Raw genomic sequence first — 12,328 nt, 5'->3', positions numbered from 1 at the left:
GTCGTAATTTACAACTCTACAACCTCACAGCCAGTGCTTTTTCAAGTAAGACTTGATCAGGTGATAACTGTGCTTTATAGCAAAGCACTTCAACCCCACTACGTTGCGCCTGTGCCAGTAGTTCTGCATAGTGCGCGTCAATATGACGCGCCGGGGCAACGTCCTCAATCCCCGAGTGCAAAACGGCAAAAAACAGAACCGCACGATGCCCCTGTTCAACCATCTTCGTAAGTTCACGCAGATGTTTCTGGCCGCGTACGGTTATCGCATCCGGGAAATAGCCTCTGCCCTGTTGGCATAGCGTCACGGATTTCACTTCAATATAGCAGTTGGCGCGTCCGTCTGCCTGAAGCATAAAATCAATGCGGCTTTTTTCCTCTCCATACTTCACTTCAGCGCGAAGGCGGGGATAGGCGGATAATGCCGTAATGGCCTGATGATCCAGCGCCTCTTTCACCAGCGCATTGGCACGTAATGTATTGACGCAAATCCACTCTCCCTGCTGCGTCTCTGTCAGTTCCCAGCTGTGGGGATATTTCCGCGTCGGGCTGTCAGAAGTGGAGTACCACACCCTGTCACCTGGCGTGGCGCAGCCGGTCATCGCACCGGTATTGGCGCAGTGTAGCGTCAGCCTTTCGCCGGCAGGGGTGATAACATCTGCGAGAAAACGTTTGTAACGCATAACCAGCGTCGCGGGCCGTAAGGGGGGATCAAAAATCATCTCTTTTCCAGCTCCAGGTCCCATTCTGCCAGCCGTTGATATGCGGTGCGGCCACGGCAAAAAACAGACATAAACAGCGCGAAACGTTCAACGTGAAACGGCCAGTGGAAATTGGGTGGCGGCAATGCCACCGGCCGTGTGGCGTTGCGTAACAGCGTGACATGCGGATGAAAGGGCGTTGGGCTTTGATAGCAGCCACAGCGAGCGGCCTGTGAGCGCAGCATCTCTGCCAGTTGCAGCAACCCGCGTGGCGATCGTTTTGGTCCCAGCCACACCACGCCCGATCGCGGCCAGTGCCCGGCGTCATCCAGCGCGAGGGTGAAGCCCGGCTGTTTAACCCTCGCCGCGAGCTGTTGCAATGCAAGGGATTTCTCCAGGCTGATATCGCCAAGGAACGCCAGCGTCAGATGCAGATTCGCCGCAGCAACCGGGCGACCTGCCTCTTTTGTGAAAGTATCCGACCGCCATTTTACGATGCTCTTTTTGCTCTCTTCCGGCAGACTGATGCCAAAAAACAGCCTTTTCTGCTCACTCATGGTGCTCTCCGGTATTCCTGAAGGAGGAATGCTACAATGCCCGGCACATTCAGACCATGACGTTATGGAGCAAAAGTGAGTGCATTACCGGTCAGTGAGATTTTATCTGAGCTGTTGTCAGCCTTGCAACGCTCGCCTCAGGTGTTGCTGGCGGCACCTCCCGGTGCGGGAAAATCCACCTGGCTACCTCTGCATCTCCTGCAACAGGGCGATTTTCCGGGTAAAATCCTGCTGCTGGAACCCCGTCGGCTGGCGGCGCGAAATGTGGCACAGCGGCTGGCGGAACAGCTGGGTGAATCGCCAGGCAAAACTGTGGGCTACCGTATGCGTTCGGAAAGCCGCAGTGGCCCGCTTACCCGGCTTGAGGTAGTGACCGAAGGCATCCTGACCCGCATGTTGCAACAGGACCCCATGTTGGAAGGGGTGTCGTTGGTGATCCTCGATGAATTCCACGAGCGCAGTTTACAGGCCGACCTGGCCCTTGCGCTGTTGCTGGATGTACAGGATGGACTGCGTGACGACCTGAAAATTTTGCTGATGTCGGCCACCCTCGATAATCCACGCTTGCAGACACTCCTGCCTGATGCGCCGACGGTCTGTTCTGAAGGTCGCGCATTTCCGGTTGAACGCCGATACGTTTCACTGCCTGCCAGCCTGCGATTTGATGAGGCGGTCGCCCGTCAGGTCAGCCAGCTGCTGCGTGATGAGAGCGGCTCGCTGTTGCTGTTTTTGCCCGGCGTGGGCGAGATCCAACGGGTGCAGGCCCATCTTATGACGCTGGTAGCCAGCCATATCGATCTCTGCCCTTTATATGGCGCGCTGCCGCTGGCCGAGCAGCGGAAAGCTATCCTGCCTGCGCCTGCCGGGCGTCAGAAGGTGGTGCTGGCAACCAATATCGCGGAAACCAGCCTGACCATTGAGGGTATCCGGCTGGTGGTGGACAGCGCGTTGGAGCGGGTGGCGCTGTTTGATCCACGTAGCGGGTTAACCAGGCTGCAAACACAGCGGGTCAGCCAGGCCTCAATGACGCAACGTGCCGGGCGTGCTGGCCGTCTTGAACCCGGTCTTTGTGTGCATCTGATTGCCAGAGAGCAGGCTGAACGTGCTGCCAGCCATGCCGACGCTGAAATTCTCAACAGCGATCTGGCGGCGTTATGGCTGGATCTGTTGCAGTGGGGCTGTCACGAGGTGACGCAGTTACGCTGGCTGGATCTGCCGCCTGCCCGGCATCTTGACAGTGCGCGGCAGTTGCTGATGCAGCTTGGTGCCACGGATGCCAGCGGTAAGCTGACGGTCAAGGGCAGACGCATGGCGGTACTGGGCAGTGAACCGCGGTTCTCGGCGATGCTCGCTGATGCGGCGGGTGATACCGAGCTGGCCGACACGGCAGCGCTGCTGGTGGCGATCCTGGAAGAACCCGCGCGGAGCAGCGTCGATTTACGCGACAGCTTTCATCGTCGTCAGCCTGGCTGGCAACAGCGTGCAGGGCAGCTGTTGCGGCGTCTTGGTATGGCAGAGGGAGACGCTGACAGCACGCTGATTGCACCGCTGCTGGCGAGGGCTTTCCCGGACCGTATCGCCCGTCGCCGTGGTGCGGAGGGACGTTATCAGTTAGCCAATGGCAGCGGTGCCAGCCTCAACGTTGATGAGGCGCTGACCCGCTATGAATGGCTGATCGCGCCCGGTTTGTTGCAGGGAAGCGCACAGCCAGATGCGCGTATTTTACAGGCGGCGCCTTTGGATATTGAAGCACTGATCCGCCAGCAGCCGGAGCGTGTGACGTTGCATACCGATGTGGAATGGGATGAGCAGCGCGGGACGTTGCGCGCCTGGCGTCGGCAGCAAATCGGTGAGTTGGTGCTCACCTCGCAGCCGTTAAGCAAACCGGATGAGGATGAACTGCACCCGGCGATGCTACGCTGGGTGCGTCTGAAAGGATTATCAGTACTGAACTGGACGCCACAGGCAGAGCAACTGCGTCTGCGTATGGTTTGTGCTGCCCGGTGGCTACCGGAAGAAAACTGGCCTGCCGCCGGTGAAAACGATCTGCTGGCCTCGCTGGAAAGCTGGCTGCTGCCCGCCATGCGTGGCGTGCGTGATGCCAGGGGACTGAAGCAAATTGATGTTGCTGCGGCTTTATTACCATTGCTCACATGGTCCTGCCGCCAGCAACTGGATACTCTGCTGCCAACTCACTACACTGTGCCCAGCGGAAACCGGCTTCCTGTCCGTTACGATGAAGAGAAGCCGCCAGTGCTGGCCGTGCGTTTGCAGGAGATGTTCGGGGAAGCGCAAAATCCGTGCGTGGCCGGGGGACGCCTTGCCCTGGTGCTGGAACTGCTCTCTCCGGCACAGCGGCCTGTGCAGATCACCCGTGACCTGGCTGCTTTCTGGCAGGGGGCGTATCCTGAGGTGCGAAAAGAGATGAAAGGGCGCTATCCCAAACATCTCTGGCCGGACGATCCGGCGAATGCACAGCCTACGCGGCGCACCAAAAAGTTTTCTGCTCCCTCGTGAAAACAGCGCATGAGCCTCTGATTTCGGAAGGTTCCCGTTCCGTATTGAATTGAGTAAGAACAAAGTGGTCGACCATTGCGTGTGGCCGCTGGCGGAGAAGAGAAAAGAATGTCTGACGATCGCGAACCGATTGGGCGCAAAGGTAAAAAAACCATCCCCCCGCGCCGCGTGCCTGGCCGGGGTGGGCGTAGGGATGATGACTACGATGATTTTCAGGATGATGACCATGATAAAGAGGAGAAACAACCGGTGCCACGTAAAGGAAAAGGGCGTTCACCGCGCCGGAGAAGAGGCTGGCCTGGGCTATTTATAAAGCTGCTGCTGGTCCTGATCGTGGTGGCGGTCGCATACGGATTTTACCTTGATTCACAGATTCGTAGCCGCATTGATGGCAAAGTCTGGCAGCTGCCCGCCGCCGTTTATGGCCGGATGGTGAATCTTGAGCCGGGTATGTCGTGGAACAAAAGTGAGATGATCGCCTTGCTGGAAGGCACGCAGTATCGTCAGGTGACGCGTATGACGCGACCTGGAGAATTTACCGTGCAGGCGAACAGCATTGAGATGATCCGCCGTCCGTTTGACTTCCCGGACAGTAAGGAAAGCCAGATCCGCGCCCGACTGAGCTTCAGCAATGACAGTCTGAGTGAGATTAAAAACCTCGACAGCGGGCGTGACTTCGGCTTTTTCCGTCTGGACCCACGGCTGATTACCATGTTGCAGTCACCTAACGGTGAACAGCGTCTGTTTGTGCCGCGAGCCGGTTTCCCGGATCTGCTGGTGGATACGCTGGTCGCTACCGAAGACCGCCACTTTTATCAGCACGACGGTATCAGCTTCTACTCCATTGGCCGTGCGTTTCTGGCCAATATCACCGCCGGTCGGGCGGTGCAGGGGGGCAGTACGCTGACTCAGCAGCTGGTGAAAAACCTGTTTCTCACCAACGAGCGTTCGTTGTGGCGTAAAGTCAACGAAGCCTATATGGCGTTGATCATGGATGCACGCTATAGCAAGGATCGCATTCTTGAGCTGTATCTTAACGAGGTTTATCTGGGGCAGGCGGGTAACGATCAGATCCGTGGCTTCCCGCTGGCCAGCCTTTATTACTTTGGGCGTCCGGTGGATGAACTGAGCCTCGATCAACAGGCGCTGCTGGTTGGCATGGTCAAAGGCGCTTCGCTTTATAATCCATGGCGCAATCCAAAGCTGGTGCTGGAGCGCCGCAATCTGGTGCTGCGCTTGCTACAACAGCAAAAAGTGATCGATCAGGAGCTGTACGACATGCTCAGTGCGCGTCCTCTGGGCGTGCAGCCGAAAGGCGGCGTGATCACACCACAGCCTGCCTTTATGCAGATGGTGCGTAATGAGTTGCAGGCAAAGTTGGGTGACAAGGTTAAAGATCTTTCCGGGGTGAAAATTTTCACTACGCTGGACCCGCTTTCCCAGGATGCGGCGGAAAAGGCGGTAGAAGAGGGGATCCCCGCCCTGCGTAAACAACGTGGCCTGAACGATCTGGAAACGGCGATGGTGATCGTCGATCGCTTCAGCGGTGAAGTTCGCGCGATGGTAGGCGGTGCCGAACCACAGTTTGCCGGGTACAATCGCGCCCTGCAGGCACGTCGCTCAATCGGTTCACTGGCGAAGCCTGCCACCTATCTCACCGCCCTGAGCCAGCCGGATAAATACCGCCTGAATACCTGGATTGCGGATAATCCGATTGCACTGAAACAGCCTAATGGCCAGATCTGGAAACCGCAGAACGATGATCGTCGCTTCAGCGGTCAGGTCATGCTGGTGGATGCGCTGGCGCACTCGATGAACGTGCCCACGGTTAACCTTGGGATGACGCTGGGACTACCGCAGGTAGTGGATACCTGGACCCGGCTCGGCGTGGCGAAAGATCAGTTGCAGCCGGTTCCGTCAATGCTGCTGGGGGCGCTTAACCTGACGCCGGTGGAAGTGGCGCAGGCGTTCCAGACTATCGCCAGCGGGGGCAACCGTGCCCCGCTTTCTGCCGTACGTTCGGTGATGGCGGAAGATGGCTCCGCGCTGTATCAAAGCTTCCCGCAGGCTGAACGGGCCGTACCGGCGCAGGCGGCCTATCTGACGCTCTATGCGATGCAGCAGGTGGCGGAAGAGGGTACTGCCCGCGCCCTTGGCGCCCGTTATTCCAAAGCGCATCTGGCAGGCAAGACCGGCACCACCAACAATCAGGTCGACAGCTGGTTTGCCGGCGTGGACGGTAAAGAAGTGGCTATCACCTGGATTGGCCGCGACAACAACCAGCCGACCAAACTTTACGGTGCCAGCGGTGCGATGCAGATCTACCGCCGCTATCTGGATAACCAGGCACCGATGCCGTTACTGCCAACGCCGCCGGAAGATATTGCCCCAATGAATGTTGATTCAGCCGGTAACTTTGTCTGTGGCGGCGGTAGTAGCAGCTGGCGGACATTGCCGGTGTGGACCACCGATGCCAATGCCCTGTGCCAGCAGCAACAGGCGCAGCAGCAACAGCAACAGTTACAGCAGCAATCGCAACAACCGCAGAATGAGCAGAAAGACAGTGATGGGGTTGCGGGTTGGATCAAGGATATGTTTGGTAAGTGATCTGGCTGGCATGGACCGCTTTACGGTTTCTGGTAAGCGGTCCATGACGCCATGTTTGCAACAGGTTTCCTGATATCCACTGTGCTTCAGTGAACCGCGATGGACATCCGTTTGCACTGAATACCCTTTCTGGCCTGCTTTTTCCTCATGTATTTTCGGGTTAATCTGCTGATAATCGGGGCCGAGAGGCCCGATTTCTGCTTGCGGGTTTGGCGTACATTCGCATATTATCTCGTCTTTATAGTAATGATTCTCGTTTATATTTAGCGTCCTCCCGCTCTGCCGGTGCCGGCAACCGGATGCTATCGGGGATCAACCACTGCTAACGGGTTCGCCATACGTCGGCGGCCCCCAATCAGAAGAACGTTATGCATTCTCCGCACGCAACAGAAACCACCTTTTCCCTTGAGCAGGCCACCTTTGCCGTGCCCGGCAGAACCCTGCTGCAACCGCTGTCGCTGACGTTTCCTGGCGGCAAAGTCTGTGGGTTAATTGGTCATAATGGCTCCGGTAAATCCACGCTGCTAAAAATGCTGGGCAGGCATCACCAGGCGACCAATGGTCGGGTACTGCTTAACGGTACCGCGCTCGCTGACTGGTCTGGCAAAGCGTTTGCCCGCGAAGTGGCTTATCTGCCCCAGCAACTGCCCCCTGCCGAAGGGATGACGGTGCAGGAACTGGTGTCGATGGGACGTTACCCGTGGCATGGTGCGCTGGGGCGTTTTACTGTGCAGGACCGCCAGTATGTCGAAGAGGCGATTGGGCTGGTGGGACTGAAACCCTTTGCGCAACGTCTGGTGGACAGCCTGTCTGGCGGCGAGCGTCAGCGGGCCTGGATAGCGATGCTGGTGGCGCAAAACAGCCGCTGCCTGCTGCTGGATGAACCTACGTCGGCGCTGGATATTGCCCATCAGGTTGAGGTGCTGGCGTTAATTCAGCGCCTGAGCCACCAGCGCAGCCTGACGGTGATCGCGGTGCTGCACGATATTAATATGGCGGCGCGCTACTGCGACACGCTGGTGGCATTGCGCGACGGTGGGATGATTGCGCAGGGGGATGCGGGTGCCATTATGCGACCCGATGTGCTCCATCGTATCTACGGTATCCCTATGGGGATTTTGCCTCACCCTGACGGCAGAACGCCGGTGAGTTTTGTTTACTGACGGAGTGGGGTATTGATGCCTGATTATTTTCGCCGCCGCCTGCTGATGGCGCTGGCGCTTTCTCCTTTGTTACCTGCCCTGCCGGGCCGGGCGGCTTCGTCTGTCGATATTCAGCGCATCATCGCGCTGGAGTGGTTACCCGTCGAGTTGCTGTTGGCGCTGGGTGTCACACCGATGGGGGCGGCAGAAATGTACCAGTACAAACGGTGGGTGGGAGAACCCGCCCTGCCGCCCTCGACGGTGGATGTTGGCCTACGGACCGAACCCAATCTGGAGCTGTTGATCCAGATGAAACCCTCGCTGATCCTGTACTCTTCTGGCTATGGCCCTTCCGCGGCGAAAATCGGCCAGATCGCGCCGGGAATGGGTTTTCCGTTCAGTGATGCCAGTGGTAAACCGCTGACCATAGCCCGCCGATCCCTGATGCAGCTGGCGGAGCGTCTCGACCGGGTAGTGCAGGCACAGCAGCACCTTGTCGCGTTTGATGCCTTTATATCAGCGGCAAAAACGCGCATTACCGCCAGAGCGCAACGACCTTTGCTGCTGATGTCGATTCTCGATCCGCGACACGCGCTGGTATTCGGTAAAGGCAGCCTGTTTCTGGAAGTGATGGAACATTTGGGCATTGAAAATGCCTGGCAGGGTGAAACCAACTTCTGGGGGAGCGCGATCGTTGGGCTGGAACGACTGGCCACGATGCGGGAGGTGGATGCGGTCTGTTTTGACCACGGTGACGATGCGCTGGTGGCCCAGGTCACTGCCACCCCGCTCTGGAAGGCGATGCCTTTTGTGCGGGAAAACCGTCTCCACCGCGTGCCACAGGTGTGGTTTTACGGCGCAACCCTTTCTGCGATGCGCTTCTGTCGTCAACTTGACAGCGTATTGGGGGCCGCGTGAAAACATCTTATCGTTTTCCGGTATGTCTTCTGACGCTACTGATGGCGGCGGCGCTGTGCCTGACGTTTTACAACTTCAGCCAGCAACTGCCTGCGTCGCGGTGGTGGCGTGTCCTCCGCGCGGCCAATCCCGACCGGGTGGAAGAGATGGTGTTTCATTACAGTCTGATGCCACGGCTGGCGCTTTCTCTGCTGGTGGGCGCAGGGCTTGGGCTGGTGGGGGTGCTGTTTCAGCAGGTGTTACGTAACCCGCTGGCGGAGCCAACCACGCTGGGGGTGGCGACCGGGGCGCAGCTGGGACTGACCGTGGCCACTCTGTGGAGCCTGCCGGAGGGCCTGCTTACCCAGCAGATGGCAGCGATGACCGGGGCCATTTTCGTCGGTTTGATCGTATTTGGCATTGCCTGGGGAAAACGTCTTTCACCGGTGACGCTGATCCTCGCTGGGCTGGTCATGTCCCTTTATTGCGGTGCGGTCAATCAGCTGCTGGGTCTGTTCAATCACGATCGTTTGCAAAATATCTTCCTGTGGAGCACCGGCACGCTGAACCAGATGGACTGGAGTCATGTCAGCTTTATCTGGCCAAAACTGCTGTCGGGCCTGTTACTGTCGCTGCTGTTGATACGACCCATGACGTTGATGGGGCTGGATGATGGCGTGGCGAAAAATCTTGGCCTGGCGCTGTCACTGTCGCGGCTGGGCGTGCTGCTGCTGGCGGTGGTACTCAGTGCTCAGCTGGTTAACGTTGCCGGTATTATCAGCTTTATCGGTTTGTTCGCTCCGCTGCTGGCGAAGATGTTCGGCGCCAGGCGTTTGCTCAGTCGGCTACTGCTTGCGCCGCTGACAGGCATGCTGCTGCTGTGGCTGGCCGATCAGTGTGTTGTCTGGCTGACGGCACACTGGCGGGAAGTGTCGACCGGTACGGCAACGGCAATTATTGGTGCCCCCTTGCTGTTGTGGCTGTTGCCTCGGCTGAAAACGGCAGCGGTGATGCCTGCGATGGATCAGGGGGATAAGGTGCCCGTTGAACGCCACCGGGTGGTGATATGGGTGGGCTTCGCGGCGCTGGCGCTACTGATATTAAGTCTCGCCGCACTCAGCCTGGGGCGTGATGCGCATGGCTGGCACTGGGCGATGGGTGAACTCTGGCAGCAACTGCTGCCGTGGCGTCTGCCCCGTCTGGCGGCGGCGGTTGCCACCGGGATGATGCTGGGAGCGGCAGGCTGCATTGTGCAGCGCCTGACCGGTAATCCGATGGCCAGCCCGGAAGTGCTGGGGATCAGTTCAGGCGCCGCTTTTGGTGTGGTGGTGATGCTGTTTATCGTGCCGGGCGATGCCTTTGGCTGGTTGCTGCCGGCAGGGTGTCTTGGTGCCGCGTTGACGCTGTTGGTTATCACCACCATCGGCGGGCGTGGCGGCTTTTCTCCAGAGAGAATGCTGTTGGCAGGAATGGCGCTCAGTACCGCCTTTGCCACTTTACTGCTGCTATTGATGGCCAGCGGCGACCCGCGTATGGCGACGCTGATGACGTGGATCGCCGGTTCCACTTACCCTGTGGATGCTGGCCAGGCATGGCGCACGCTGCTGGTTGCCACGGCGCTGCTGGGGCTGACGCCACTTTGTCGGCGCTGGCTGACGCTGTTGCCACTGGGGGACGAAACGTCACGCTCTGTCGGCCTGGCGCTGAAGCCGGCACGGATGGCGCTGCTGCTGTTGGCGTCCGCATTGACTGCGGCCGCCACTTTGACCACAGGACCACTCAGTTTTATTGGGCTGATGGCACCACATATTGCCCGCATGTTGGGCTTTCGCCGTGCAGTGCCACAGTTAGTCATCGCCGTATTGCTGGGTGGCGGATTGATGGCGCTTGCTGACTGGTGTGGACGCATGGTGGCTTTTCCGGCACAGGTTCCGGCAGGGCTGCTGGCAACCTTTATCGGTGCACCCTGGTTTGTGTATCTGTTGCGAAAAATTCGCACGCCGTAAATCACGTTGCTGCAAAGCACCGGGGCAATGTGCCGCGGGCTTCCCCGGACAACGCAGCAGCTCCCGGCATGGCGCATGCGCGATGTGACAGTGGGAGCATATTGCGGTTATGAGGACGCTGCCGGGGTTATCCGGCAGCAAAGGCGATCAGGCTAATTTAGCGAAACAACGACGCGCTGCAGCAATGGTACGCTGGATATCTTCCTGGCTGTGCGCCAGTGACATAAAGCCTGCTTCATAGGCGGAAGGGGCCAGATAAATACCCTGCTGCAGCATCAGGTGGAAGAAGCGTTTAAAGCGTTCAACATCGCATTGGATGACCTCTGCGTAGCAGGTGACTTCAGGCGCATCGGTAAAGAACAGACCAAACATGCCGCCGACATGGTTGACCACCAGCGGGATGCCTTCAGCCCTGGCCGCAGCCAGCAGACCTGAAGCCAGCTGAGCTGTGAGCTTGCTCAGCGTGCTGTGAATGCCCGGTTTGGCGATTTCGCTCAGGCAGGCAAAACCCGCAGCCATGGCGATGGGGTTACCGGAGAGTGTCCCCGCCTGGTAAACCGGGCCGGTTGGCGCCAGCGCTGCCATTACGTCCCGACGGCCACCAAAGGCACCTACCGGCATTCCTCCGCCAATAATTTTGCCCAGACAGGTGAGATCCGGCTCTACATGGTAATGCTCCTGTGCGCCTGCCAGCGCAACCCGAAATCCGGTCATCACCTCATCAATAATCAGCAATGCGCCGAACTCATCGCACAACGCGCGCAGACCCGGCAGGAAATCTGGCTGAGGCGGGACGCAGTTCATATTGCCGGCCACCGGCTCGACGATAATACAGGCGATCTCCTGGGGATACTGTTCAAAGGCGGTGCGCACCGAGGCGAGATCGTTGAAGGTGCAGGTCAGGGTATGCTTCGCAAAGTCTGCCGGGACACCCGGTGAGTTTGGCTGGCCCAGCGTGAGCGCGCCCGAGCCGGCTTTCACCAACAGGCAGTCGGCATGGCCGTGATAACAGCCTTCGAACTTGATGATTTTGTCGCGTTGGGTAAAGCCGCGAGCCAGACGGATCGCACTCATGGTGGCCTCGGTGCCGGAATTGACCATACGCACCATATCCATCGTTGGCACCAGCGTGGTCACCAGTTCGGCCATTTTGACTTCCATCTCGGTGGGTGCACCAAAGCTTAAGCCCCGTTGTACTGCCTCGATGACCGCGTTACGGATCGCGGGATGGTTATGGCCCAGCACCATCGGACCCCAGGAACCTACGTAGTCCACATAAGCCTTGCCGTCTGCATCGTACAGATAAGCACCGTCAGCGCGTTCTATAAAAAGAGGTGCGCCGCCAACGCCGGTAAAGGCGCGTACCGGTGAATTAACGCCGCCGGGAATAACTTGCTGTGCCTGAGCGTACAGATTTTCAGACTTACTCATGGTTTGGCTCCTGAGAATAGGGAAATAAAACGCCGCCATTCTAAGGGAACATGGTGGCAGGTTAAATGTTCGCGTCCAGAAAACTGAAACCATCCATATCGCTGAACCGGGAGAGGCATTCTTATCGCTGCCGAATTCCGGGCTAAACCAAACATCATGCGCTTTGGTATGCAGCGATTGTTGCTATCCGCTCTGAACCCTCGCAACAGTCTGCTTTCCTCTGCATCAGTCAGCCACTGCGTAAATGTATCGTTAATAGCAGTTTTTGCAGACAAGGAACTTTTACTGAACCGCTATAAGCGGGACCTGGGTTCTTCATCGTCAGGGGGTACTGTTTCTGTGGATAATAATTATGTAACTATTGTCTGCTTTTCTCTGCATCAGTCAGCCACTGCGTAAATGTATCGTTAATAGCAGTTTTTGCAGGCAAGGAACTTTTACTGAACCGCTATAAGCGCGACCTGGGTTCTT

At 58.1% G+C, this 12,328-nt stretch carries 8 protein-coding genes; 5 read left to right on the top strand and 3 right to left on the bottom strand.

The window, feature by feature from the left end; translation table 11 throughout:
- Positions 1 to 16 precede the first annotated feature (16 nt).
- Together sfsA and thpR are read right to left on the bottom strand one after the other, a co-directional pair.
- The gene (gene sfsA / locus EB241_RS08975; RefSeq protein ID WP_124232856.1) at positions 17 to 721 is read right to left on the bottom strand and encodes a DNA/RNA nuclease SfsA; all 705 of its coding nucleotides are present in this window, start codon (positions 719 to 721) and stop codon (positions 17 to 19) included.
- The gene (gene thpR, locus EB241_RS08970) at positions 718 to 1,257 is read right to left on the bottom strand and encodes an RNA 2',3'-cyclic phosphodiesterase (RefSeq protein WP_124232855.1); all 540 of its coding nucleotides are present in this window, start codon (positions 1,255 to 1,257) and stop codon (positions 718 to 720) included. Before thpR ends, sfsA begins: the two co-directional genes overlap by 4 nt.
- A 75-nt stretch (positions 1,258 to 1,332) precedes the next feature.
- Here thpR and hrpB point away from each other — a divergent pair, with 75 nt between their 5' ends.
- From hrpB to fhuB, 5 genes are all read left to right on the top strand, one after another.
- Positions 1,333 to 3,774 carry an ATP-dependent helicase HrpB gene (gene hrpB / locus EB241_RS08965; RefSeq protein ID WP_124232854.1) on the top strand — a complete coding sequence of 814 codons (2,442 nt, stop codon included), beginning with the start codon at positions 1,333 to 1,335 and terminating at the stop codon, positions 3,772 to 3,774.
- A 108-nt stretch (positions 3,775 to 3,882) separates the two neighbouring features.
- Positions 3,883 to 6,381, top strand: a complete 2,499-nt coding sequence (gene mrcB, locus EB241_RS08960) for a bifunctional glycosyl transferase/transpeptidase (protein ID WP_124232853.1) — start codon at positions 3,883 to 3,885, stop codon at positions 6,379 to 6,381.
- Between the two features lie 368 nt (positions 6,382 to 6,749).
- Complete coding sequence (fhuC, locus tag EB241_RS08955; RefSeq protein WP_124232852.1) at positions 6,750 to 7,544, top strand: Fe3+-hydroxamate ABC transporter ATP-binding protein FhuC; 795 nt, start codon at positions 6,750 to 6,752, stop codon at positions 7,542 to 7,544.
- Positions 7,545 to 7,559: 15 nt separating this feature from the next.
- Positions 7,560 to 8,441, top strand: a complete 882-nt coding sequence (gene fhuD / locus EB241_RS08950; RefSeq protein WP_124232851.1) for a Fe(3+)-hydroxamate ABC transporter substrate-binding protein FhuD — start codon at positions 7,560 to 7,562, stop codon at positions 8,439 to 8,441.
- Positions 8,438 to 10,426, top strand: a complete 1,989-nt coding sequence (fhuB, locus tag EB241_RS08945; protein WP_124232850.1) for a Fe(3+)-hydroxamate ABC transporter permease FhuB — start codon at positions 8,438 to 8,440, stop codon at positions 10,424 to 10,426. Before fhuD ends, fhuB begins: the two co-directional genes overlap by 4 nt.
- A 147-nt stretch (positions 10,427 to 10,573) precedes the next feature.
- On the opposite strand, the gene hemL is transcribed toward fhuB, so the two are convergent.
- Positions 10,574 to 11,857: a glutamate-1-semialdehyde 2,1-aminomutase gene (gene hemL, locus EB241_RS08940; protein ID WP_124232849.1), complete on the bottom strand. Its 1,284-nt coding sequence runs from the start codon at positions 11,855 to 11,857 to the stop codon at positions 10,574 to 10,576.
- Positions 11,858 to 12,328 lie beyond the last annotated feature (471 nt).

This window comes from Erwinia psidii (genome assembly GCF_003846135.1).
GTDB lineage: Bacteria > Pseudomonadota > Gammaproteobacteria > Enterobacterales > Enterobacteriaceae > Erwinia > Erwinia psidii.
Note: the sequence above shows the minus strand (reverse complement) of the source record. Positions and strands in the feature narration are given on the sequence as shown.